This window comes from Candidatus Symbiopectobacterium sp. NZEC135 (assembly GCF_025962695.1).
In genome coordinates, this window is record NZ_JAGFPF010000002.1 from 72,769 (window position 1) to 97,475 (window position 24,707).

The 24,707-nt window shown below is 54.3% G+C and carries 18 protein-coding genes; 11 read left to right on the forward strand and 7 right to left on the reverse strand.

Annotated elements, in window-relative coordinates; translation table 11 throughout:
- Positions 1 to 285: 285 nt before the first annotated feature.
- The 4 genes from J5224_RS01860 (at position 286) to rluA (ending at position 8,103) form a co-directional block, all read left to right on the forward strand.
- Complete coding sequence (locus tag J5224_RS01860) at positions 286 to 1,860, forward strand: sensor domain-containing diguanylate cyclase (RefSeq protein ID WP_264623739.1); 1,575 nt, start codon at positions 286 to 288, stop codon at positions 1,858 to 1,860.
- An 85-nt stretch (positions 1,861 to 1,945) separates the two neighbouring features.
- Positions 1,946 to 4,333, forward strand: a complete 2,388-nt coding sequence (locus J5224_RS01865; RefSeq protein ID WP_264623740.1) for a DNA polymerase II — start codon at positions 1,946 to 1,948, stop codon at positions 4,331 to 4,333.
- A gap of 162 nt (positions 4,334 to 4,495) precedes the next feature.
- Positions 4,496 to 7,399, forward strand: coding sequence for an RNA polymerase-associated protein RapA (gene rapA, locus J5224_RS01870; protein ID WP_264623741.1), 2,904 nt, complete (start codon positions 4,496 to 4,498; stop codon positions 7,397 to 7,399).
- Between the two features lie 50 nt (positions 7,400 to 7,449).
- Entirely contained in the window at positions 7,450 to 8,103 is a 654-nt protein-coding gene (gene rluA, locus J5224_RS01875) for a bifunctional tRNA pseudouridine(32) synthase/23S rRNA pseudouridine(746) synthase RluA (protein ID WP_264623742.1), read from the forward strand.
- A 46-nt stretch (positions 8,104 to 8,149) separates the two neighbouring features.
- Here rluA and djlA read toward each other — a convergent pair whose 3' ends face one another.
- The gene (gene djlA, locus J5224_RS01880) at positions 8,150 to 9,055 is read right to left on the reverse strand and encodes a co-chaperone DjlA (RefSeq protein WP_264623743.1); all 906 of its coding nucleotides are present in this window, start codon (positions 9,053 to 9,055) and stop codon (positions 8,150 to 8,152) included.
- 185 nt (positions 9,056 to 9,240) lie between these two features.
- Here djlA and lptD point away from each other — a divergent pair, with 185 nt between their 5' ends.
- From lptD to apaH, 6 genes are all read left to right on the forward strand, one after another.
- The gene (gene lptD / locus J5224_RS01885; protein WP_264623744.1) at positions 9,241 to 11,607 is read left to right on the forward strand and encodes an LPS assembly protein LptD; all 2,367 of its coding nucleotides are present in this window, start codon (positions 9,241 to 9,243) and stop codon (positions 11,605 to 11,607) included.
- A 78-nt stretch (positions 11,608 to 11,685) separates the two neighbouring features.
- Complete coding sequence (gene surA, locus J5224_RS01890) at positions 11,686 to 12,993, forward strand: peptidylprolyl isomerase SurA (protein WP_264623745.1); 1,308 nt, start codon at positions 11,686 to 11,688, stop codon at positions 12,991 to 12,993.
- A complete protein-coding gene (gene pdxA / locus J5224_RS01895; RefSeq protein ID WP_264623746.1) occupies positions 12,990 to 13,991 on the forward strand; it encodes a 4-hydroxythreonine-4-phosphate dehydrogenase PdxA in 1,002 nt (333 codons plus the stop codon). The genes surA and pdxA overlap by 4 nt, the downstream gene beginning before the upstream one ends.
- The gene (gene rsmA, locus J5224_RS01900; protein ID WP_264623747.1) at positions 13,991 to 14,809 is read left to right on the forward strand and encodes a 16S rRNA (adenine(1518)-N(6)/adenine(1519)-N(6))-dimethyltransferase RsmA; all 819 of its coding nucleotides are present in this window, start codon (positions 13,991 to 13,993) and stop codon (positions 14,807 to 14,809) included. Before pdxA ends, rsmA begins: the two co-directional genes overlap by 1 nt.
- Before the next feature lie 14 nt (positions 14,810 to 14,823).
- Positions 14,824 to 15,201, forward strand: coding sequence for a Co2+/Mg2+ efflux protein ApaG (gene apaG, locus J5224_RS01905; RefSeq protein ID WP_264623748.1), 378 nt, complete (start codon positions 14,824 to 14,826; stop codon positions 15,199 to 15,201).
- Between the two features lie 2 nt (positions 15,202 to 15,203).
- Entirely contained in the window at positions 15,204 to 16,061 is an 858-nt protein-coding gene (apaH, locus tag J5224_RS01910) for a bis(5'-nucleosyl)-tetraphosphatase (symmetrical) ApaH (protein WP_264623867.1), read from the forward strand.
- Between the two features lie 45 nt (positions 16,062 to 16,106).
- On the opposite strand, the gene folA is transcribed toward apaH, so the two are convergent.
- From folA to J5224_RS01925, 3 genes are all read right to left on the reverse strand, one after another.
- Positions 16,107 to 16,586, reverse strand: coding sequence for a type 3 dihydrofolate reductase (gene folA / locus J5224_RS01915; RefSeq protein WP_264623868.1), 480 nt, complete (start codon positions 16,584 to 16,586; stop codon positions 16,107 to 16,109).
- Positions 16,587 to 16,694: 108 nt separating this feature from the next.
- Positions 16,695 to 17,165: a threonine/serine exporter gene (locus J5224_RS01920; protein ID WP_264623749.1), complete on the reverse strand. Its 471-nt coding sequence runs from the start codon at positions 17,163 to 17,165 to the stop codon at positions 16,695 to 16,697.
- Entirely contained in the window at positions 17,156 to 17,932 is a 777-nt protein-coding gene (locus J5224_RS01925; RefSeq protein ID WP_264623750.1) for a threonine/serine exporter family protein, read from the reverse strand. Before J5224_RS01925 ends, J5224_RS01920 begins: the two co-directional genes overlap by 10 nt.
- 215 nt (positions 17,933 to 18,147) lie before the next feature.
- Between J5224_RS01925 and J5224_RS01930 the strand changes: the two genes are divergently transcribed.
- Positions 18,148 to 18,762, forward strand: coding sequence for a LysE family translocator (locus J5224_RS01930; RefSeq protein WP_264623751.1), 615 nt, complete (start codon positions 18,148 to 18,150; stop codon positions 18,760 to 18,762).
- A 71-nt stretch (positions 18,763 to 18,833) separates the two neighbouring features.
- Here the strand turns inward: J5224_RS01930 and carB are convergent, their stop codons facing one another.
- From carB to dapB, 3 genes are all read right to left on the reverse strand, one after another.
- The gene (carB, locus tag J5224_RS01935; RefSeq protein ID WP_264623752.1) at positions 18,834 to 22,058 is read right to left on the reverse strand and encodes a carbamoyl-phosphate synthase large subunit; all 3,225 of its coding nucleotides are present in this window, start codon (positions 22,056 to 22,058) and stop codon (positions 18,834 to 18,836) included.
- 14 nt (positions 22,059 to 22,072) lie between these two features.
- Positions 22,073 to 23,221 carry a glutamine-hydrolyzing carbamoyl-phosphate synthase small subunit gene (carA, locus tag J5224_RS01940; RefSeq protein WP_264623753.1) on the reverse strand — a complete coding sequence of 383 codons (1,149 nt, stop codon included), beginning with the start codon at positions 23,219 to 23,221 and terminating at the stop codon, positions 22,073 to 22,075.
- A gap of 446 nt (positions 23,222 to 23,667) precedes the next feature.
- A complete protein-coding gene (gene dapB / locus J5224_RS01945; protein ID WP_264623754.1) occupies positions 23,668 to 24,486 on the reverse strand; it encodes a 4-hydroxy-tetrahydrodipicolinate reductase in 819 nt (272 codons plus the stop codon).
- Positions 24,487 to 24,707 lie beyond the last annotated feature (221 nt).

A 24,707-nucleotide genomic window follows, 5' to 3' on the forward strand; every position in this document is an offset into this window, starting at 1 on the left:
TTTTCACTTCTGCCGTATTCGAAAAGTGTTATGTTTGTTACTAATAAATGACGCATTTGCACCATTTTTTCTTTTCTAAGAAAAATTCGATTAATGAGATTCTAATTATTTCCTATCTGACAGATTTTAAATAAAAAATCGCATCAAAACCTGCGTTATCGAAACACATTGGCGGCAAAGTAAAACAGCAATAATACGGCCATCTTGGAAAAGATGAAGGTATACATAATAGTCAACACCCCTTATCATGAATAACCTTTTTCGCTAGGCTCTTTGTCCCTATTTATGTCTTTTAGCGTATTTCACCATATCGGATTACGCCGTTTAATCCTGCTATTGGCGGTAATGAGCGCCCTGATCACGCTTGCGAATAGCTTTTATGCTACCTATCGCGTACAACGCGAGTTGTTGATTACTAATACGCTGGAATCAAATCGTGTTTACGCCAGCAAGTTAGCCGCCGAAACGCAGACCTTTTTTGAGAATGCGCAACAGCAGTTGGCCTACAGCGCCACCCTCCTGGCAGAAGACTTTAACAACAGGGCTAATCTGGTACAAGAAGCCGATCGGTTACGTTTGCAAACCCACAGTTTTAATTCCGTGCTGGTGGCGGATGCCAAAGGCGTGGTGCGCGCCACGTCTCCGGATACTTTCCAGCTTATCGGGCAGAAACTGACGACCGAGGGCGCGCTGGCTGCGCTTAAAGCGCGCGTGCCGCTGATCAGCCAGCCCTATATCTCTGCGGCGGAAAACCTGATTGTCATGATATCCAGCCCTATTTTCGATCGTTCCGGGCGTTACCTGGGATTTGTCGGTGGGTCTATCTATCTGAAAAAAACCAGCATCCTGAATACGCTGCTTGGGCAACACTACTACCGTGACGGCTCCTATATTTATGTCACCGACGGCCAGCGGCGTATGCTCTATCACAAAGACAACGGGCGTATCGGACAAACCGAAACCAATAACCTGATGGTTCCTCATCAAGGCCCGACGAACGGCAGCCAACAGATGGTGAATTACGTCGGCGAAAAGATGCTGGCGGGCTTTGCCGTCGTTCCCGCTACGGGTTGGGAAGTTGTCGCCCTGCGGCCAACGTTAGAGACGCTGAAGCCACTCGAGGGGCTGATGCTTAACGTTCTTCGTCATACACTGCCGATGGCGCTACTGACCATTTTGTGCGTGTGGCTGCTGGCACGTCTGATTGCCCAACCGCTGTGGCTGCTGGCGCGCAGCGCCAATAAGATGGATGCCAACGACATTTCCGAGGACATCAACAAGATCTCATCCTGGTATTTTGAGGCCACACAGCTCAAACAGGCCATGCTGATTGGCATTAATCTGTTACAGCAAAAGATTGGCAAGCTGCGTTTCGAAGCGCAAACCGACCCCATGACCGGCCTGTACAACCGTCGTGGGCTGGATACCATTCTCAAGTATTGGCACACCCTGCACCGGGATTTCGCCATTGTCGCGCTGGATATCGACCACTTTAAACGCGTTAACGACACTTTCGGTCATGACACCGGTGACACAGTCATCAAATTTATCGCAGAACAGTTAAGAGCCGGTTCGCGCGATAGCGATATTCTGTGCCGCAGCGGCGGCGAGGAATTTTTAGTGCTGCTCCCGGAAACGTCGCAGGAAATGGCTGAGCAGATCGCTGAGCGGCTGCGTATCAACACGGAGGCAATGGCATCGCCTGCGGGTAATATCACCATTTCACTGGGTGTGTCCCTATGGCGCGCGGAAAAAAACGGTGACTTTTCCATCGACCAGGCGCTCAAGCTGGCCGACAAAGCGCTTTATCGCGCCAAGCAGGAAGGCCGTAATCGCGTTGTGCTGGCGCCAGGCGCTTGAAGATAACGGGCGCGAAGATAACACTAGACTATAACTGTATATATAACCATACTTAATACTTCTCTCTTGGCTGAGGTATTTAAGCGTGGCGCAGGCGTCTCAGGGGTTTATTCTTACCCGCCACTGGCATGACACCCCCGCAGGCATTCAGATTGATCTCTGGCTCGCTACCGACGGCGGTCCGGTGCTGGTTGCTTTGCCACCTCAACAGGCGGTGGCCTTCATTCCCGCGCAGCAGCAGGCGCGCGCTGAAGCGCTGCTGAATACCGAGACCTCGGCGCCCCGTAAGCAGCGTCCCCCTTCGCTGCGCCCCTTGACGTTGCACGATTTTCACCATCAACCGCTGCTGGGTCTCTATTGCACTCATTATCGCCAACTGCTGGCGCTGGAAAAGCGATTACAGGAAGCGGGCATTACCGTTTATGAAGCGGACATCCGCCCCCCCGACCGTTATCTGATGGAGCGTTTTATCACCGCACCTGTGTGGTTCAGCGGCCAACCTGCTGGGCCAAATGCGGTGGTTAACGCGCAGATGAAGCCCTGCCCTGACTATCGCCCCAGATTAAAGCTGGTGTCGCTGGATATCGAAACCAGCCGCCACGGAGAGCTTTACTGCATCGGACTGGAAGGGTGTGGTCAGCGCCAAGTGTATATGCTGGGCCCAGAGCCCGATGATGCGCCGCCTGCGCCCGAATTTGCACTGGAATATGTCAACAGCCGTCCGCAATTGCTGGAGAAACTCAACGCCTGGTTTGCAGAGCACGATCCCGATGTGATCATCGGTTGGAATCTAGTGCAATTTGACCTGCGCATCCTGCAAAAACATGCCGAGCGTTATCGTATCCCGCTGCGCTTGGGACGGGGTAATCAGGAACTGGAGTGGCGCGAGCACGGTTTCAAACAGGGGCATTTCTTTGCCAGTACGCCAGGGCGATTGATCGTAGACGGCATTGAAGCCTTGAAATCCGCTACCTGGAATTTTCCCTCGTTTAGTCTGGAGTACGTGTCTCAGACGCTGCTGGGCGAAGGCAAACTGTCAGATAATCCCTACCAGCGCATGGATGAAATCGAGCAACGTTTTGCGCACGACAAACCGGCCCTCGCCCGCTATAACCTTCAGGATTGTGAGCTGGTCACTCGCATTTTTGAAAAAACCGAGCTGATGCCGTTTCTTCTGGAACGCGCCACCGTCACCGGATTGGCGGCAGATCGCAGCGGCGGGTCGGTTGCCGCATTCAGCCACCTGTATCTGCCGCGCATGCATCGTCTTGGCTACGTAGCGCCCAATCTGGGCGACGTTGCCGTGGAGGCGAGCCCCGGCGGCTTTGTGATGGATTCAGCACCGGGACTGTACGACTCGGTGTTGGTGCTCGATTATAAAAGCCTGTACCCCTCAATCATCCGTACCTTTCTTATCGACCCGGTGGGGTTGATTTGCGGCATGCAGCAACCGGATGACGAGGCATCAGTGCCCGGCTTTCGTGGTGCTCGCTTCTCGCGCCAGCAGCACTGCCTGCCCGCCATCGTCGAGCAGATTTGGCAGGGGCGCGATGCCGCCAAGCGCGCCGGGAATAAACCGCTGTCGCAGGCGCTGAAAATCATCATGAACGCGTTCTATGGCGTGCTGGGTGCCAGCGGCTGCCGTTTCTTCGATCCACGTTTGGCCTCCTCTATCACTCTGCGCGGCCACGAGATTATGCAGCAAACCCGTGCCTTGATTGAGGCACAAGGCTATCAGGTGATCTACGGTGATACCGACTCCACCTTCGTCTGGCTTAAACGTGCGCACGATAATGATGAAGCCATCGAGATAGGTCGTAGGCTGGCCCAGTTGGTTAATCACTGGTGGCAAAACCATCTGCAACAAACCTTAGGGCTAACCAGCGCGCTCGAACTGCAATTTGAAACCCACTACTGCCGTTTTCTGATGCCCACCATTCGCGGTGCAGAACAGGGCAGCAAGAAACGCTATGCGGGAATGGCGCAGACGCCTGACGGGGAAAAAATTGTTTACAAAGGGCTGGAAACGGTACGCACCGATTGGACACCGCTGGCGCAACAGTTTCAGCAACAGCTTTATGCGCGGATTTTTCGCCAGCAGCCGTATCAAGACTGGCTGCGAGAATATGTCGAAAAAACCCTGAACGGCGAATTTGACGATCTGCTTGTCTACCGTAAACGACTGCGTCGCCCACTGAGTGATTACCAGAAAAACGTACCGCCGCACGTGCGTGCCGCCCGACTCGCTGATGACTACAACCGCCAGATAGGTCGCCCGCTGCAATACCAGAATGGCGGTTGGATCAGCTATGTGATGACGCAGAGCGGCCCGGAGCCGTTGGAAACCCGGCATGCGACGCTGGACTATACTCACTACGTCGAGCGCCAACTGCAACCGGTGGCTGATGCTATTCTGCCGTTTTTACAGGATGATTTTTCCAGCCTGATTACCGGCCAGATGGGATTATTTTAAGCGTTGAATGGATGACGAATGCCGCGCCTTCCATTACCATACACCCCTTTCTATGCCCTAAATATGCAGCACCACGACTAATCATTCATCTCCAAAGGGATTAACGACAGGCTTTGCCCTGTCCGACATGCCCGACAATGACAAATATCGAGCTACGAATTTATGCTTTTTACACTTGGTCAACGCTGGATCAGCGATACGGAAAGCGAGCTGGGACTGGGCACGGTTGTTGCTCTGGATGTACGCATGGTCACACTGCTTTTTCCTGCAAGCGGAGAAAATCGCCTCTATTCACGAAGCGATGCTCCAATCACCCGTGTCATGTTTAATTCTGGCGATACCGTCACCAGCCACGAAGGCTGGCAGCTCAGCGTCACTGAAACCCGCGACGAAAACGGGCTGATCGTTTATATCGGCGAACGCCTTGATGACGGTACACCGGCAGAGCTGCGCGAAGTGATGCTGGACAGCAAGTTGACCTTTAACAAGCCGCAAGATCGCCTGTTTGCCGGGCAGATCGATCGTATGGATCGCTTTGCGCTGCGCTATCGCACGCGTTTGCACCAACAGGCTCAAGCGTTGCAGCCTTGGGGCGGCCTGCGCGGCATGCGTGCCAGTCTGATTCCCCACCAGTTGCACATTGCGCGCGAAGTGGGTCAGCGCCACGCGCCGCGCGTACTGCTTGCCGATGAAGTGGGCCTGGGCAAGACCATTGAAGCCGGGATGGTGATTCATCAACAACTGTTGGCCGGGCGTGCTGAACGCGTGCTGATTGTGGTGCCGGAAACCCTGCAACATCAGTGGCTGGTGGAGATGCTGCGCCGCTTTAACCTGCTGTTCTCCCTGTTTGATGATGAGCGCTATGCCGAGGCACGACTCGACAGCAGCAACCCGTTTGAAACCGAACAACTGATCATCTGCTCCCTGGGTTTTGTACAGAAAAATGCGGCGCGCTTTGAACAACTGCTGGCGGCACACTGGGATTTGCTGGTGGTCGATGAAGCGCACCATCTCGCCTGGAGCGAAGCCGCCCCCAGCCCTGAATATCAGGCGATTGAACAGCTGGCGCAGCGCATTCCTGCCGTGCTGCTGCTGACGGCAACCCCTGAGCAGCTCGGCCAAGAGAGCCACTTTGCGCGCTTGCGGCTGTTAGATCCGAACCGTTTCCACGACTACCGCGAATTCGTTAACGAGCAACAGCAGTATCGTCCGGTGGCGGATGCCGTGGCACTCCTGCTTGCCGATGAAAACCTCAGCAAAGATGAGATGAACCTGCTCACCGAATTGCTGAGCGAGCAAGACTGCGAACCGCTGCTCAAGGCTATCAATAGCGACACCGCTGATCGCCACACCGCGCGACAAGAACTGATTGCCATGCTGATGGACAGACACGGCACCAGCCGCGTGCTGTTCCGCAATACGCGCCAAGGTGTAAAAGGCTTCCCGCAGCGTGTGTTGCACCAGATTAAGTTACCGCTGCCCGCGCAGTACCAAACGGCCATTAAGGTCTCGGGCATCATGAGCGCCAGTAAAACGCCGGAAGCGCGCGCGCGTGACATGCTGTACCCAGAGCAGATTTACCAAATGCTGGAAGGGGATGATGCCACCTGGTGGAACTTCGATCCGCGCGTGGAATGGCTGCTCGGTTACCTGACCGCCCATCGCGACAAAAAGATATTGGTGATTTGCGCCAAAGCCGCCACGGCCTTGCAGCTTGAGCAGGTATTGCGCACGCGTGAAGCGATCCGCGCCGCCGTATTCCACGAAGGGTTATCTATCCTTGAGCGCGATCGCGCGGCGGCCTACTTTGCCTCGGAAGAGGATGGCGCACAGGTGCTGATCTGCTCGGAGATCGGTTCCGAAGGGCGTAACTTCCAGTTCGCCAGCCACCTGATCATGTTCGATCTGCCGTTTAATCCGGATCTGCTGGAGCAGCGTATCGGACGTCTGGATCGTATCGGACAGACGCAAGAAATTCAGGTGCTGGTGCCCTATCTGGAGAACACCGCGCAGGCGCTGCTGGTACGTTGGTATCACGAAGGGCTCGATGCCTTCGAACATACCTGCCCAACGGGCCGTACCATTTATGATGCCCATTACGGCACGCTGATTGAGCGCCTGAGCGTTCCTACAGAGAGTGATGGGCTGGATGACTTTATCCGTACCTGCCGTCAACAGCACGATGCGCTGAAAGCGCAGCTCGAACTCGGCCGCGATCGCCTGCTGGAAATGCACTCCAACGGCGGTGAAGCCGCGCAGACGCTAGCGCAATCCATCGAGGAACAGGACAACGACGTCAATCTGGTCACGTTCGCCCTGAATCTGTTCGATATCGTCGGCGTGAATCAGGAAGATCGCAGCGATAATCTGATTATTCTGACACCCTCCGATCATATGCTGGTGCCGGATTTCCCGGGGTTGCCGCAGGATGGCTGCACCATCACCTTCGAACGCGAGCAGGCGCTGTCGCGGGAAGATGCCCAGTTTGTCAGTTGGGAACATCCACTGATTCGCAACGGCATGGATCTGATTTTGTCCGGTGATACCGGTAGCTGTGCCGTGTCATTGCTGAAAAACAAAGCGCTGCCCGTGGGAACGCTGCTGGCGGAGTTGGTCTACGTGGTGGAAGCACAAGCACCGAAACAGTTGCAGTTGACCCGCTTCCTGCCGCCAACGCCGTTGCGTTTATTGATGGATCGCACCGGTAAAAACCTGGCTCCGCAGGTGGAGTTTGAAAGCTTTAACCGCCAGCTCAACGCGGTGAACCGCCATACCTCCAGCAAATTAGTGAATGCGGTACAAGCCGATGTTCACAATATGTTGCAACAGGCCGAACCGCTAGTGGCGGCTCAGGCACAGCAGTTGATTATCGACGCGCAACAGCAGGCCGATCTGCAACTGCGCCGCGAACGGGAACGGCTGGAAGCGCTAAAAGCGGTTAACCCGAACATCCGTGACGATGAACTGCTGGCGCTGGAAACGCAGCGGGAGCAGGTGCTGCTCAATCTGCATCAGGCCAACTGGCGACTGGATGCCATTCGTTTGGTGGTGGTCTCTCACCAGTAGTCAATAATGCCGGCGGCAACAGTCTCTGCGTTGCCGCCGCAGGAGCCATCATGGAACCCTATAATCCCCCCCTCGATCCCTGGCTGCACGTGTTGTATCAGGATCAACATCTTATTGTGGTCAACAAGCCCAGCGGCTTGCTCTCCGTGCCCGGCAGAGCGCCTGAGCACCATGACAGCACAATGAGCCGTATTCAGCGGGATTTTCCTCAGGCAGAACCCGTCCATCGTCTCGATATGGCTACCAGCGGTGTGATTGCCGTCGCGTTGACCAAAGCGGCCGAAAGAGAGCTGAAACGCCAATTTCGCGAACGCGAACCAAAAAAATCCTATATCGCACGGGTATGGGGGTGGTTGGAACACGATGAAGGATTGATCGATCTGCCACTGATTTGCGACTGGCCCAATCGTCCAAAGCAGAAGGTCTGTTTTGAACAGGGAAAACCGGCGCAAACTCAGTATCAGGTGCTGGCACGCGAGGCCGATGGCACCACGCGCGTGAAGCTGATGCCCATTACCGGTCGCTCACACCAACTGCGCGTGCACCTGCTCGCCCTCGGGCACCCGATCCTGGGTGACGGTTTTTACGCCCACCCTGAAGCCAAAGCCTTGGCACCGCGTCTGCTGCTGCACGCACAGGAACTGGCTATCACGCACCCCGCGTTTGGTACGCCGATGCACTTTCGCTGTGAGCCTGATTTCTGATTGTTAAGGTGATCGTCAAGAAAAACGTGGGAAAACGGGAGAAGGGTTACTTAGCGACGTGACTGCTTTTCAAAAACTCATAGGCGGCCTGAATGTCTTGCGCCTTGCGTTTTGCCATGTCCATCATGCGCGGAGAGAGCCCCTTACCCGCCAGTTTGTCAGGATGGTGCTCGTTCATGAGTTTACGATAAGCGCGTTTTACCGTCGCCGCATCATCGCTGGTGCGCACGCCCAGCGTACGGCAGGCACTCTCAAGCGTTGGTCCCCGCGTATAAGGCGGCTGTTGACGCTGCCCGCCTTGCGATTGTCCGCCATACGACTGGCCACCATAAGATTGGTTGCGCCGCTGGTAGGATTTGCCATTCTGCCTTGACTGGTGTTGCTTCGATTGCCCCTGTTGCTGAGACTGGCGCTGCTGCCCTTCCATATTACGCATGAAAAATTCGAACTGTTCACGCGTCACGCCCAGCTCATCCGCAAATACGTACAATAACCGCCGTTCGTTCGGGTGCAACGCGCCGTCGTTAAACGCAACCTGAAGCTGGATATCGAGAAACATTCTGATCATATCGAAGCGGCCCAGGCAGGCATCGCGCAGCTTACGCAATTTGGTGCGTACCGGGAACGCATTTGATTTCCCTTCGCGGAAAGCCTGCTGCGCCGCCTGACGCGCCTCACCGAATAGCTCCAGCCGGTCCATCATCAAGGTGGCCGCCTGAATATCCGCTTCGGTGACGCGCCCTTTGGATTTGGTCAGGTGCCCCATGGCCTGAAACGTGGTGAGAAAAAACAGCGACTGTCGGGTAGACTGTGCGGAAAAATAATCACGGCGACGCGCAGCCCTGGCTCTATCAACCATATGGCCCATCAGCACGCCCGTAATCACACCCCACACGCCGCCGCCGGACATAATACCCAGTATCAAGCCCAGCAACTTGCCCCAATAGCGCATATACTTCCTCAAATCCTCATGCCGTCGACCAAAAATTGCTTTATCATACCCGTCATTTAGCGTTGCACCTAACGGCAGAGCAGAGAAACAGTGGGGAATTTACACTGGCGCAACGTAAGCCAGTGATATAGTCTCTGACCGTTTGCCGGCATGATGCCCTTGATGACGGAACACCGATACCGCGTATGAAAAAATGTTTTCCAACTCTGCTGGCCACCTTGATTGGGTCGGCGCTCTACAGCCAACACGCGTTGGCCGATCTTGCCGCTCAGTGCCGGCTTGGCGTTCCTACGTTCACTCGGCCGCTGGTCACCGGTGAGCCCAATACGCTCCCGGTACATATTCAGGCGGACAAAAGTGAAGCCAACTATCCGGATAACGCCCGTTTCCTGGGTAACGTCAACATAGAGCAAGGCAACAGTCGCTTGCAGGCCGATCAGGTTGAACTGCGCCAGGCCGGCACTGACGCCGCGGGCACCCCAGTGCGCACCATCACTGCCACCGGTAATGTCAATTATGATGACAACCTGGTCATCCTGAAAGGCCCCAAAGCCTGGTCTAACCTGAATACGCGAGATACCGACGTGTTTCAGGGCGATTACCAAATGGTTGACCGTCAGGGCCGTGGCGATGCCGATAAAATGCAAATGCGCGGTGACAATCGCTACACCATTCTGGAAAACGGTTCCTTCACGACGTGCCTGCCGGGTGATGATAGCTGGAGTGTCGTCGGTTCGGAAGTGATCCATGACAGGGATGAGCAAGTTGCTGAAATTTGGAATGCGCGCGTCAAAATTGGCGACGTTCCGGTTTTCTACAGCCCTTACCTGCAACTGCCCGTGGGTGACAAACGCCGCTCCGGCTTTTTGATTCCCAACGCCCGCTACAGCGGCAGCAGCGGCTTTGAACTGATCACCCCCTACTACTGGAATATCGCACCCAACATGGATGCGACCATTACGCCGCACGTCCTGAGCAAGCGCGGCGTGCAGTTGCAAAACGAGTTCCGTTATCTTGCCACGCCGGGCACCGGTACGGTGCAGTTGGACTGGCTGCCGAATGACAGAGCCTATCGTCGTGACAATCCAGACGACAAAGATACGCGCTGGCTCCTTCATTGGCAGCACGACGGTATCATGGATCAGGTGTGGCGCTTTAACAGCGATTACACCAAGGTCAGCGATATCAACTATTTCAAAGACCTCGATTCTACTTACGGCTCCACGACCAGCGGCTACGTGAACCAAAAATTCAGCGTCGGCTATGCTAACCAGAATTGGGACGCTACGTTATCCAATAAACAGTTCCAATTGCTGGCGGCTAACACCAACAATGATGTTTACCGCGCCGAGCCTCAACTCGACCTCAACTACTACCGAGAGGATATCGGCCCGTTCGATATGCATCTTTATGGGCAGGCGGTAAAATTTACCAACATGAACAACAACCGCCCCGAAGCGACGCGTTTTCATGCTGAGCCAACGGTCAGTCTACCATTGACCAACCAGTGGGGTAGCCTGAACACCGAAGCCAAGCTGATGGCGACCCATTATCAACAAACCAATCTGGAACGCTTCCGTGCCGATCCCAATCCGCAAATCAGCAACATCAAGCGCGATGCGCTGAAGGATTCTGCCAATCGCGTTTTGCCGCAGTACAAAGTTGACGGCAAACTGGTGTTTGAACGCGAAATGGATTGGTCCAACGCCTTTACCCAAACGCTGGAACCGCGCGTACAGTACCTGTATGTGCCTTACCGCGATCAAAGCAGCATTTACACCTATGACTCTACGCTGCTGCAAAACGACTATACCGGCCTGTTTCGCGACCGCAGTTACAGCGGGCTGGATCGCATCGCGTCAGCAAATCAGATTGCAACCGGTTTGACTACCCGCGTTTATGATCAAAACCTGGTGGAACGTTTTAATGCTTCCGTCGGTCAAATCTATTACTTCGATCGCCCCAGAACCGGGGATAGCACCACGGTAATGGATAAAAACGACGATAACGGCAGCCTGGTATGGGCCGGCGACAGCTATTGGAAGATTAACGATCTGTGGGGCATGCGCGGCGGTTTGCAATATGATACGCGCCTTGAGAGCATATCGCAGGGCAACGCAGTGCTGGAATATCGCCAAGATAGCGAGAAACTGGTGCAGTTGAACTACCGCTACGCCAGCAGGGAATATATTCAAAACTCCGTACAGAATCTGTTGGCAAGCCGGGCTTATCAGCAGGGTATTTCGCAAGTGGGGCTCACCGCGGCATGGCCGATTGCCGACCGTTGGTCCGTGGTTGGGGCGTATTACTACGACACCAAAGCGAATCAAACCGCCAACCAGCGTATCGGCTTTCAGTACAATACCTGCTGCTGGGCCGTCAATATGGGCTACGAGCGGAAAATTACCGACTGGAACCTCAATCGGCAGTCCAGTGAGTATGACAACAAGTTCTCGATCAACATCGAGCTACGGGGTTTAAGCAGCAATGAAACGCTGGGTGCGCAAAAAATGCTGCGCTCAGGTATTCTGCCTTATCAGCGCGCCTTCTGATGCGGTCATACGCGCGTGGAATGAACGGTAACACATCAACTTTTAATCCGCCTTGCGGGTGAAACTAACGGGAAAGGTATGAAGAACTGGAAAACGCTTATCCTCGGGCTGGCCCTCAGCGCCAATGCAGTTTTTGCTGCGCCACAGGTTGTTGATAAAGTCGCCGCCGTCGTGGACAACAGCGTCGTGCTTGAAAGTGATGTCAGCACGCTTTTACAGTCCGTGAAGATGAATGCGCAGCAAGCGGGACAACAGTTACCGGATGAGAGTACGTTGCGCCACCAGATCCTCGATCGTCTGATTATGGATAACATCATTTTGCAAATGGCAAAAAAGATGAATATCCAGATCGGTGAGGCACAGTTGGATCAGGCCATCAACAATATTGCGGCACAAAACCGCATGACGCTCGACCAACTGAAAAGCCAGTTGGCTTATGAGAATCTGACCTACAGCGCCTATCGCAACCAGATTCGCAAAGAGATGACCATTGCCGAAGTCCGTAATAACGAAGTGCGTCGCCGCATCACCGTCCTGCCGCAGGAAGTTGACGCGCTGGCGAAACAGATCGCCAACCAGACCGGTGAAGACGCTGAACTGAATCTCAGCCACATTCTGATCCCGTTGGGAGAAAATCCGTCGCAGCAGCAGGTGGACGATGCAGAAAACCTGGCTAACTCTTTGGTTCAACAGCTGAAAGGTGGAGCCGACTTCGCCAAGCTGGCGATCGCTCACTCGGCGGATTCACAGGCGCTGAAAGGTGGTCAAATGGGCTGGGGCAAACTTCAGGAGATCCCGTCTCTGTTCGCTGAACGCCTGACACAAGCCCAAAAAGGCCAGGTGGTCGGCCCGATTCGTTCCGGCGTGGGTTTCCATATTTTGCGCGTTAACGATATTCGCGGCGGCGACAAATCCGTTTCCGTTACCGAAATGCATGCACGCCACATTCTGTTGAAACCGTCAGTCGTCATGAATGACAGTCAGGCGCAGGCAAAACTGGAGGAAGTGGCACAGCAGGTCAAACAGGGGACGACCGATTTTGCGACTCAGGCAAAACAGCTTTCGCAAGATCCCGGCTCGGCCAATCAGGGCGGCGATCTGGGGTGGGCAACGCCGGATATGTACGACCCGTCATTCCGCGATGCGCTGATGAAACTGCGCAAAGGGGAAATCAGCGTCCCGATCCACTCTTCATTTGGCTGGCACTTGATTCAACTGTTAGACACCCGTCAGGTCGACAAAACCGACGCGGCGCAGAAAGATCGTGCTTACCGCATGCTGTTTAACCGTAAATTCTCTGAAGAGGCGCAAACCTGGATGCAGGAACAACGTGCAGCCGCTTACGTGAAGGTAGTCAACGGCAGCGACAGCAGCTCAGCACAATGACCATAACCACGTCTCGTATCGTCATCACGCCCGGCGAGCCCGCCGGGATTGGTCCGGACCTCATCATTCAATTGGCCCAGCGTGACTGGCCAGTTGAGCTGGTGGTGTGCGCCGACCCGGTGTTGCTGCGCAGTCGAGCAACGTTGCTGGGTCTGTCGCTAACCCTGCGAGACTACCAACCCGAAACCCCTGCAAGCGCGCAACGTGCAGGTTCGCTGACGATATTACCGGTTGCCTTATCCGCAGAGGCTTCCCCCGGCGAACTTAACGTCGATAACGGCCTGTACGTAGTCAACACGCTGGCGCGCGCCTGTGATGGCTGCTTGAGCGGAGAGTTCGCCGCACTCGTGACCGGCCCCGTGCATAAAGGCATCATCAATGATGCCGGTGTGCCTTTTAGCGGGCACACCGAATTTTTCGCCGAACGCAGCGGCTGCGAAAAAGTGGTGATGATGCTGGCGACTGAGGAACTACGCGTCGCGTTAGCAACCACGCACCTGCCGCTGGCCGACGTTTCCCGTGCCGTTACCCGCGACTGTCTGCATGAGGTGATTGCGATTTTGCAGCGCGATCTCCAGCAGAAGTTTGGGTTGGCCCGGCCGTGCATTTACGTGTGTGGACTTAATCCCCATGCGGGCGAAGGCGGTCATATGGGGCGTGAGGAGTTGGATATCATCATTCCTGCGCTGGATGAACTGCGCGCGCAGGGGATAAATCTGGTGGGCCCGTTGCCCGCAGATACGCTATTCCAACCCAAATACCTGAAAGAAGCAGACGCCGTACTGGCGATGTATCACGATCAAGGGCTGCCGGTATTGAAATACCAGGGGTTTGGCCGAGCGGTTAACATTACGCTAGGCTTACCCTTTATCCGAACCTCTGTCGATCACGGCACCGCCCTCTCCCTCGCGGGAACGGGTGACGCAGAACCGGGCAGCTTTATCACGGCATTGCAGCTTGCCATCAACATGACTCAACACCATAACGAAACACCGTAATGAATAATCGCGTCCATCAAGGCCACTTCGCCCGTAAACGTTTCGGGCAGAATTTTTTAAACGATCAGTTCGTGATCGAGAGTATTGTCTCCGCCATTCATCCCCAAGCCGATCACGCTATGGTGGAGATTGGCCCCGGCCTCGGTGCATTAACGCTGCCCGTTGCCGAGCACCTTACCCAGTTTACCGTTGTCGAACTGGACCGCGATCTGGCGGCTCGCTTAACGGTGCATCCGCAACTCAAAGATAAACTCACTGTTATTCAGCAAGATGCCATGACGGTGAATTTCGCCGAGCTGTCGCAACAGATTGGCCAGCCGTTACGTGTGTTTGGCAACTTACCTTACAACATATCAACGCCGTTGATGTTCCATCTGTTTAGCTATACTCACGCTATTCGCGATATGCACTTTATGTTGCAAAAGGAAGTGGTGAACCGCCTTGTTGCTGGCCCGAACAGCAAAGCCTATGGTCGGTTAAGCGTGATGGCACAATATTACTGCCAGGTGATCCCGGTACTTGAAGTGCCGCCTACCGCTTTTACACCACCACCCAAAGTGGATTCTGCTGTCGTACGTCTTGTTCCTCATGCCGTACAGCCTTATCCTGTTGCTGATGTCCGCGTGCTGAGCCGTATTACTACCGCCGCCTTTAACCAGCGCCGTAAAACATTGCGCAACAGCCTGGGTAATGTGTTCAGCGTCGAGCAGCTTATCGCGTTAGAGATTGATCCCGCGGCCCGTGCGGAAAATGTCTCTGTAGAGCAATACTGCCGGCTAGCCAACTGGCTGTCTGAGCATCCGCCAACGCAGGAATAACAGGAAGTGTCGCGATGATTAATATGCCCCGTGTTTGTGTTCAGGTTCAGAGTTTCTATGTTGAAGCGCAGTCCGAGCCCGATGAGAGCCGCTTTGTCTTTGCTTACACCATCACAATCCGCAATCTGGGGCGTAATCCTGTCCAACTTATTGGGCGTTACTGGATGATCACCAACGCCAACGGGCGTCAAACGGAAGTTCAGGGCGAAGGCGTGGTCGGTGAGCAACCGGTCATCGAACCTGGCAGTGAATTTCAGTACACCAGCGGTACGGTGCTGGAAACGCCGCTGGGCACCATGGAAGGCCATTACCATATGATCGATCATCAGGGCGATACCTTTCAGGTCCCTATTTCTGTTTTTCGTTTAGCGATCCCCTCACTGATACATTGATGATGTCTACCTACTTAATTGGCGATGTGCACGGCTGCTTTGACGAGCTAATGGCGTTGTTGGCGCAGGTTTCTTTCAATCCGGAACACGACAGGCTGTGGTTTACCGGCGATCTGGTGGCACGCGGTCCGGCCTCATTGGAGGTGTTGCGTTATGTGCGTTCGTTAGGCCCTGCTGCACAGATGGTGCTGGGTAACCACGATCTTCATTTGCTGGCGGTTTATGCGGGTATCAGCAGGAACAAGCCGAAAGATCGTCTCAACGATCTGCTGAACGCACGGGATGTCGATACCCTGATCAACTGGCTGCGCCGCCAACCGGTAATGCTGGTTGATGACGACCTTAAACTGGTGATGGCCCATGCCGGTGTAACGCCGCAGTGGGATCTGGCGACCGCGCAACTGTGTGCTCGTGAAGTGGAAGCCATACTCAGCAGTGACAGCTATCCGCTGTTTTTGGATGCGATGTACGGTGATATGCCCAATCACTGGAGCCCGGAACTGAGTGGTTTGCCGCGTCTGCGCTTTAGCACTAACGTATTTACCCGCATGCGTTACTGCTTCTCCGGCGGGCAGCTAGACATGATATGCAAAGAGGCACCGTCACAGGCACCTTCGCTGCTTAAGCCGTGGTTCTACTTGCCAAGCCCTATCGTAGAAGGGAATGCAGAAACGCCAGGCTATGCCATCGCCTTCGGGCACTGGGCTTCACTGGAAGGAAAAGGGACGCCTGATAACATTTATGCGTTGGATACGGGGTGCTGCTGGGGAGGCGAACTGACAATGTTGCGCTGGGAGGATAAGCAGGTCTTTACTCAGCCGTCATTGGTGCAAGGCATGGCAGTCGTCGGTGCAGAATAAGTAAAATACGCGCGGCCTGATTGCACCGCGCGTATGTCTATCCTGTTAACGCCGTTCGAGAATCTCAAAGCAATAGCTGTGCGAATTCTTTTCATCCGCATCATGAAACTCGCTGAACACCGATGACCACGCATCCGGCTCATACTCTGGGAAATGGGTATCCCCCTCCACTTCTGCATCAATGTGCGTCAGATACAGACGTGAAGCCTGAGGCAGCATTTGCTGATAAATACTGCCGCCACCGATAACCATCACCTCTTCTGCGCCTGAAGCAGCCTCCAGCGCCGCTTCTAAGGTCGACACCCAGGTCACACGCTCATCGTCGCCAACGCGGCTGCTGACAACAATATTTTTTCTCCCCGGCAATGGCTGGCCGATAGAACGAAACGTGTTACGCCCCATAATAATGGGCTTATTTAACGTCTGGCGCTTAAACCACGCCAGATCTGCCGGCAAATGCCACGGCATGGAGTTTTCCATGCCGATAACACGATCCACCGCCAGTGCTGCAATCAAACTAATCACCATGGTAAAGCCCTATAGCTCAAAAATTGCAGACACTATACGGAAAGGTGATGGGTACGTCGATACGGCGATTTTCTGATGGGCAAAATAAGCAAAATCTTAATGCCACTACACGCCCGGACGTTTGCGATACAACCAAATCCCCGGCAGAGACAACCCTATCGACAGCGCGCCGACAATAAAAGAGGCCTTGAGGAAATGCGTGATCAGCACGCGCATCAACGCTTCGCTGTATCCCTGATGGGAAAGCTCCACCAGCGAAATCATCGCCGTATACGCTGAAATACCCGGGAACATCGGGATCACCGCCGCTACGGTAAACACTTTCGGGTGCGCCAACAGCCAGCGCGACCAGCGAATCCCAATGATACCGATCAATATGGCCGCCAAAAACGATCCCCATTCAACAGGCATGCCCATCTGAACGCACAGGAAACGCACTCCGTGGCCTACGCCGCCCAGCAGCGCACAATAAGGCAGCGCCTTGACGGGCACATTGAACACCATCGCAAAGCCCAGCGCAGGCACTGCCGCCAGCAGGACATCCTGCAACAGCCCCCACAGCAGCATTAAGCCCATGTGCGTAACCCCCATATTGCCATTGCAGCCACGACGCCAATACAAGTTGCCAGCGTCAACAGGCTGGCAACCGCCCAGCGCGCCAGACCGGTATTCACATGCCCTTTGAACATATCCGCTACCGCGTTAATCAGCGGAAACCCGGGCACCAGCAGCAGCACACTGGCCGCCATCGCCACCGTCGAGGTTTGATGAAACGCGGGAACGCGCAGCAACAGCCCGGACACCGACGTGGCGACAAAGGCGGTAATACAGAAGTTGATCAAAGGATTGAGATGGCGCGAGGTCAATACCTGACGCACATACATGGCTACACCGCTGGCAAGCATGGTGACCACAAAGGCATCCCAACCGCCGCCGTTAAGCTTACTAAAACAACCGCATGAGAGCGCGACAATGGTCACCACCAGCCAGCGCGGATAGCGCAACGGCTTGATGCCCGTCAGGCGTTTTTCAACGCCAGCCACATCCAGCAGCTTGTGCTCGGTCATGATCACGACATGCTGCACTTCGGTCACCACATGCATATTGATGCCGCGATCGACGTTCTTGCGCGTCGAGGTCAGACAGTGTCCATTCATGATGGTGGTAAGGACGATGGCATTGGCAGAAATGGAGCTTTCTACGCTATCCACCCCGAGCGCCAGCCCCAGGCGCGAAGAGAGTTGCTCAACTACTGTGCTCTCCGCACCGTGCTGCAATAGCATCAGTGCGCATTGGATACACAGCCGGGTGATTTCCCGCTGCTGTGGTGTTTCGCTGACCATACGAATACCCTGACTGATAAAAGTAAGACACGCAAATAAGTAGAAATGAAAACGGATATAACCATAAATAAAGCAAGGAGACTTGTTAACACAACGCGCTCTGATTGCCAAGATTGCTGATAAGAATAAAATCTTATGAGTGCATCACACGCGTTACCGCGCTAAGATCGCCCGCATATCCTTTTTCTGCTCTGTCACCCATTTGGATGCTGTTGATGCTTGAAACCTCACTGTTTGTCGCCACCATCGCAACGCTGGGTATGCTCTCGCCCGGCCCCGACTTCTTTCTAGTGATTAAAAACGCCGCACGCTATGCGCGTCTGCCAGCCATGATGACGGCGTTGGGCGTTATCTCCGGTGTCGCGACGCATATGGCCTATTGCGTCGCCGGATTAGCGGTGGTGATCACCACCACACCGTGGCTGTTTAACATTTTAAAATATGCGGGTGCGCTTTACTTGATCGCGATCGGTATTCAGGCATTACTTTCTCGGGGCGGCAGCAAGCTGAATGTCGCTTCACTACCGCGCCAGGACGTCAGCTTGAAAAAGGCCTTCCTGCAAGGCTACCTGTGCAATCTGCTTAACCCAAAAGCTACACTGTTCTTTCTTGCCATGTTCACTCAGGTGCTAAGCACCCACTCGAGCGTGGGAGAAAAACTGTGGTATGCCTTTATTATCTGGGGGCTGGCAGTGGTATGGTGGCCCCTGCTGGTTCTGCTGTTCCAAAGCGGACCGGTACGTCGCGCATTGGAAAAAGCGCAAAAGCTGGTGGATAAACTGCTGGGTACGGTATTGATTGCACTCGGTATTAAGGTGGCACTGGGGTAACGCGTTCCCGACACCCGTCAGAGATAAAAAAGCCAGCGCACTCGCGCTGGCTTTTTCTTGGTTAGCGCAGATTAACCTTTAATTTGCGCATGCATTTCCTGCACCGAGGTTACCTTCTCGGTTGGATCTGCATTGAGCGCCATCGCCGTGGCAAAGCCACCGTTCATGGTCGTATCGTAGTGCACCTTGTACTGCAACGCGCTGCGGCGAATCAGCTTGGAGTCTTCAATCGCCTGACGCCCTGCGGTGGTGTTGACGATATACGTGTACTCGCCGTTTTTGATACGGTCCTGAATGTGCGGACGTCCTTCATGCACCTTGTTAACCAGACGCGGGTTAATGCCCGCTTCACCCAGCTCAATGGCGGTGCCGTGAGTCGCGTCCAGCTCAAAGCCGTGTTTCAACAGCTTGGCCGCCAAATCGACAACCCGTGCTTTATCGCCTTCACGAACCGAGAGCAGGGCACGTCCTGATTTCTTCATCGGTGAGTTGCTGCCCAGCATCGCCTTGGCGAACGCTTCGGCAAAGGTACGGCCCACCCCCATGACTTCGCCGGTAGAGCGCATTTCTGGCCCTAAAATCGGGTCAACGCCGGGGAACTTGTTGAACGGCAGCACCACTTCCTTCACGGAGTAATACGGTGGGATAACCTCTTTGGTGACACCTTGCTCTGTGAGCGTCTTGCCTGCCATCACACGCGCGGCTACTTTCGCCAACGGTACACCGGTCGCCTTGGAGACAAACGGCACGGTACGCGCAGCACGCGGGTTCACTTCAATCAGGTAGACTTCGTTGTTCTTCACAGCGAACTGTACGTTCATCAATCCACGCACGCTCAGTTCGAAGGCCAGTTTTTCTACCTGCTGGCGCATCACATCCTGAATTTCTTTGCTCAGCGTATAAGCCGGCAATGAACAGGCAGAGTCACCGGAGTGCACGCCCGCTTGTTCGATGTGTTCCATAATGCCGCCAATCAGCACGCGCTCGCCGTCACAGATAGCGTCCACGTCCACTTCAATGGCATCATCGAGGAAACGGTCCAGCAGCACTGGCGCATCGTTGGACACGCTGACCGCGTTCTGGAAGTAACGGCGCAAATCGACTTCGTCGTAAACGATTTCCATCGCACGACCGCCCAGCACGTAAGAAGGACGAACCACCAGCGGATAACCGATGCCGCGCGCCTTTTCCACCGCTTGTTCGATGGAGGTGACGGTGGCGTTTTCCGGCTGTTTCAGGCCCAGACGATTCACCGCCTGTTGGAAACGCTCGCGGTCTTCTGCACGGTCGATAGCATCCGGGCTGGTGCCAATGACCGGCACACCCGCTGCCTCCAGTGCACGCGACAGTTTCAGCGGCGTTTGACCACCATACTGCACGATAACGCCTTTCGGTTTCTCAATACGGACGATTTCCAGCACGTCTTCCAGCGTTACCGGCTCGAAGTAGAGGCGGTCAGAGGTGTCGTAATCGGTTGAAACCGTTTCCGGGTTACAGTTGACCATGATGGTTTCATAACCGTCTTCACGCAGCGCCAGCGCCGCATGCACACAGCAGTAGTCAAACTCGATGCCCTGTCCGATACGGTTCGGTCCGCCACCCAACACCATGATCTTGTCACGATCCTGATTCGGATTCGCTTCGCACTCTTCATCGTAAGTGGAGTACATATACGCGGTATCGGTCGCAAATTCTGCGGCACAGGTGTCCACACGTTTGTAGACCGGGTGCAGATCATATTTGTCGCGCAATTTGCGAATTTCGTTTTCAGACACACCGGCCAGCTTCGCCAGACGCGCATCGGCAAAGCCTTTACGTTTCAGGGTACGCAGGAAATCAGCCGTCAGCGCCGTCGCGCCCTTCTCAGCCACCTGCTCTTCCAGACGCACCAGCTCTTCAATTTGCACCAAGAACCAACGATCGATATTGGTCAGGTTAAACACGCCGTCCACAGACATGCCTGCGCGGAAGGCATCCGCGACGTACCAGATACGCTCAGCGCCCGCGTCTTTCAACTCGCGGCGGATTTTGGTCAACGCTTCCGGATCGTCCAGATCCACTTTCGGATCAAAGCCCGTTGCACCCACTTCCAGACCGCGCAGCGCTTTTTGCAGCGACTCTTGCTGGGTGCGGCCAATCGCCATCACTTCACCGACCGATTTCATTTGGGTGGTCAGGCGATCGTTGGCACCGGCAAATTTTTCGAAGTTAAAGCGCGGGATCTTGGTAACAACATAGTCAATGGACGGCTCGAACGACGCCGGAGTACGGCCGCCGGTGATGTCGTTCATCAGCTCATCCAGCGTGTAGCCCACCGCCAGCTTGGCGGCAATCTTGGCAATCGGGAAGCCCGTCGCTTTGGAAGCCAGCGCCGAGGAGCGCGATACACGCGGGTTCATTTCGATAATGATCAGGCGACCGGTTTTCGGGTTAACCGCAAACTGCACGTTGGAGCCGCCGGTTTCTACCCCGATTTCACGCAGTACCGCCATGGAGGCGTTACGCATGATTTGGTATTCCTTGTCCGTCAGGGTTTGCGCAGGCGCAACGGTAATGGAGTCACCGGTGTGGATACCCATGGCATCCAGGTTTTCGATGGAACAGACAATGATGCAGTTGTCTTTCTTATCGCGCACCACTTCCATTTCGTACTCTTTCCAACCGATGAGGGATTCATCAATCAGCAGCTCTTTGGTCGGTGACAGATCCAGACCGCGCGCGCAAATTTCTTCAAACTCTTCCCGGTTATACGCGATGCCGCCACCGCTACCGCCCATGGTAAAGGACGGACGGATAATGCAGGGGTAACCCACATCGGCAGCCACACCCAGCGCTTCTTCCATGGTATGCGCGATACCGGAACGCGCGGTTTCCAAGCCAATTTTCTTCATGGCGATATCGAAGCGGCGGCGATCTTCCGCTTTATCGATAGCATCGGCAGTCGCACCGATCATGGTGACGCCAAACTCCGCCAGCACGCCTTGGCGCTCAAGCTCGAGCGCACAGTTCAGCGCCGTCTGGCCGCCCATGGTCGGCAGTACCGCATCAGGACGCTCTTTTTCGATGATTTTACGCACCACTTCCCAGTGGATCGGCTCGATATACGTCGCATCAGCCATTTCCGGGTCGGTCATGATGGTCGCCGGGTTGGAGTTCACCAGAATGACGCGATAACCCTCTTCACGTAACGCTTTACACGCCTGCGCACCGGAGTAGTCGAATTCACAGGCCTGACCGATAACGATCGGGCCAGCACCAAGGATCAGGATGCTTTTAATATCAGTACGTTTTGCCATTTTTCTGCTCCCGATTATTTACCATTGGCACGAAAAGATTGAATCAGCTCGATAAAGTGATCGAACAAAGGGGCCGCGTCGTGCGGACCCGGGCTTGCTTCCGGGTGTCCCTGGAAACTGAATGCCGCTTTATCCGTGCGATGAATCCCTTGCAGGGAGCCGTCAAACAGCGATTTATGCGTCGGGCGCAGCGTCGCAGGCAGCGAGTTTTCATCCACCGCGAAACCGTGGTTCTGCGCGGTGATCATCACACAGTCGGCATCCAGATCTTTCACCGGGTGGTTACCACCGTGGTGACCAAATTTCATTTTGACCGTTTTAGCACCGCTTGCCAGCGCCAGCAGTTGGTGACCCAGGCAGATGCCAAATACCGGAATGTCGGTCTCCAGGAAGGTTTTGATTGCCTTGATGGCGTAGTCGCATGGCTCCGGGTCGCCAGGGCCGTTGGAGAGGAAAATACCGTCCGGATTCAGTTTGAGCACGTCTTCAGCAGATGTCTGGGCAGGCACAACCGTCAGACGGCAGCCACGATCGACCAGCATACGCAGAATGTTGCGTTTCACACCGTAGTCGTAAGCCACAACATGGTAAGGCAGTTCGCTTTCCGTTTTGGCAGCAGGCAGGTCGCCGGTCAACGTCCAGCTACCTTGCGTCCAACCGTAACGTTCCTGCGTCGTCACTTCTTTTGCCAGATCCATGCCCTTCAGGCCAGGGAACGCTTTGGCTTTTTCCAATGCCAGTGCCGCATCCGGCGAATCCCCGGCAATAATGCAGCCATTCTGCGCGCCTTTCTCACGCAGCAAGCGCGTCAGCTTACGCGTATCGATATCGGCGATGGCAACGATGTTATTGCGTTTCAGATAATCCGAGAGGTTCTCTTCATTACGGTAGTTGCTGGCAATCAGAGGCAGATCGCGAATGACCAGACCTTGAGCATGAACAGAGGGGGATTCTTCGTCGCTGGCGTTAGTGCCGACATTACCAATATGGGGATAAGTGAGAGTGACAATCTGGCGGGAATAGGAAGGATCAGTGAGGATTTCTTGATAACCGGTCATCGACGTATTGAAGACCACTTCCCCCACTGCCGCTCCCTCTGCCCCGATGGCACGACCGTGGAATTGGGTTCCGTCTTCCAGAACCAATAGCGCTGACTTAATCAAAACACCCTCCAAGGAATAAACAATCATGTTATCTGCATATTAATTCAGATTAACCACTCCAAATCAATGCAAAAATTACCTTTTTGGTAAACTTTTGGCAAATTGCGCGCATTTTAATGATGGTCGTTCAACTTGTCCACTCTAACCGCTATTTTTCTCCATTTTTTATGGCTTACGGCCTCACTAACTTACCACAGCCACAAAAACAGCCATCAAACAGGCAAAGTAAACGGTTGCCTGGTGACATTATTAGCCAGAAGGACATATTTGACCAGTAGATGCCTGACACGGCAATGGGCGGTTAAAAAAACGTCAGCGAACACTCTAAAATGAAGGGAAAACACAAACTTATACCAGTTATGATTTAATAAAAAATAAAACAACATTAAAAAGAAAAAGGATGGCAGATAAGCCACCCAATTCAATAAGTTATAAAACAAATAAAATCAAAGATCATTGAGAGAAAGCACATCCCTCATATCGAAAAGACCTAATTTTTTATCTTTCAACCAAATTGCAGCACGAACCGCACCATTAGCGAAGGTCATACGGCTGGAGGCCTTGTGGCTAATCTCAATACGCTCACCAACATCGGCAAACATGGCAGTGTGCTCACCGACGATATCTCCGGCACGCAAGCTGGCAAAACCAATGCTGTTTGGCACACGTTCACCGGTGTGGCCTTCACGCGCGTAGACCGCACAGGTTTTCAGATCGCGACCTAACGCTCCCGCAATGGCTTCACCCATCGCTAACGCCGTCCCTGACGGGGCATCCACTTTATGGCGGTGGTGCGCTTCCAGAATCTCGATATCCGTGTAGTCGCCCATCACCGTGGCCGCTTTCTCCAGCAATTTCAGCATCACGTTGACACCCACGCTAAAGTTGGCGGCAAACACAATGCCAATCTCTTGGGCAGCTGCGCTGATGGCTGCTTTGCCTGCATCATCAAACCCTGTAGTACCGATAATCATGCCCTTGCCATGTTGGCGGCAGAATGCCAGATGCGCCAATGTGCCTTCTGGGCGCGTGAAATCGATGAAGATATCAAAATCATCACGTACTGCATCCAGCGAATCTTGTACGGTAACGCCCAGGGTACCCAGCCCTGCCAGCTCTCCGGCATCAACCCCAACCAGTGATGAGCCCTCGCGCTCTAGCGCGGCGCCGAGCACAGCGCCTTCCATCTGCGAAACCGCCTGGATCAGTTGACGCCCCATTCGACCACCGGCACCGGCAATCGCTACACGTATTGCATCCTTCATCGTTATCTCTCTTTTTTCACTTGCGCCGTAAAAACGTTCTCAGGTTAGCGGGCCAGCGCGATGGCTGCCAGCAGATTTCATACAGGATTAGAAATTTCTGACAAAAAGGAGGAATAATCAGTAAAAGCTATCCCTCGGAAGGCGTTCGAAGCGCAGGGGCCGGAAAATTCAACCCAATATGCAAAATAGGTAATGACGCATAATCATGCAGTTTTTATGCA

Coding starts and splice junctions, on each gene's coding strand:
- rsmA (WP_264623747.1), top strand. CDS start 13,991: ATGAATAATCGCGTCCATCAAGGCCACTTCGCCCGTAAACGTTTCGGG.
- carB (WP_264623752.1), bottom strand. CDS start 22,058: ATGGCAAAACGTACTGATATTAAAAGCATCCTGATCCTTGGTGCTGGC.
- apaG (WP_264623748.1), top strand. CDS start 14,824: ATGATTAATATGCCCCGTGTTTGTGTTCAGGTTCAGAGTTTCTATGTT.
- djlA (WP_264623743.1), bottom strand. CDS start 9,055: ATGCGCTATTGGGGCAAGTTGCTGGGCTTGATACTGGGTATTATGTCC.
- dapB (WP_264623754.1), bottom strand. CDS start 24,486: ATGAAGGATGCAATACGTGTAGCGATTGCCGGTGCCGGTGGTCGAATG.
- rluA (WP_264623742.1), top strand. CDS start 7,450: ATGGAACCCTATAATCCCCCCCTCGATCCCTGGCTGCACGTGTTGTAT.
- J5224_RS01860 (WP_264623739.1), top strand. CDS start 286: ATGTCTTTTAGCGTATTTCACCATATCGGATTACGCCGTTTAATCCTG.
- J5224_RS01925 (WP_264623750.1), bottom strand. CDS start 17,932: ATGGTCAGCGAAACACCACAGCAGCGGGAAATCACCCGGCTGTGTATC.
- J5224_RS01930 (WP_264623751.1), top strand. CDS start 18,148: ATGCTTGAAACCTCACTGTTTGTCGCCACCATCGCAACGCTGGGTATG.
- lptD (WP_264623744.1), top strand. CDS start 9,241: ATGAAAAAATGTTTTCCAACTCTGCTGGCCACCTTGATTGGGTCGGCG.
- rapA (WP_264623741.1), top strand. CDS start 4,496: ATGCTTTTTACACTTGGTCAACGCTGGATCAGCGATACGGAAAGCGAG.
- pdxA (WP_264623746.1), top strand. CDS start 12,990: ATGACCATAACCACGTCTCGTATCGTCATCACGCCCGGCGAGCCCGCC.
- surA (WP_264623745.1), top strand. CDS start 11,686: ATGAAGAACTGGAAAACGCTTATCCTCGGGCTGGCCCTCAGCGCCAAT.
- apaH (WP_264623867.1), top strand. CDS start 15,204: ATGTCTACCTACTTAATTGGCGATGTGCACGGCTGCTTTGACGAGCTA.
- J5224_RS01920 (WP_264623749.1), bottom strand. CDS start 17,165: ATGGGCTTAATGCTGCTGTGGGGGCTGTTGCAGGATGTCCTGCTGGCG.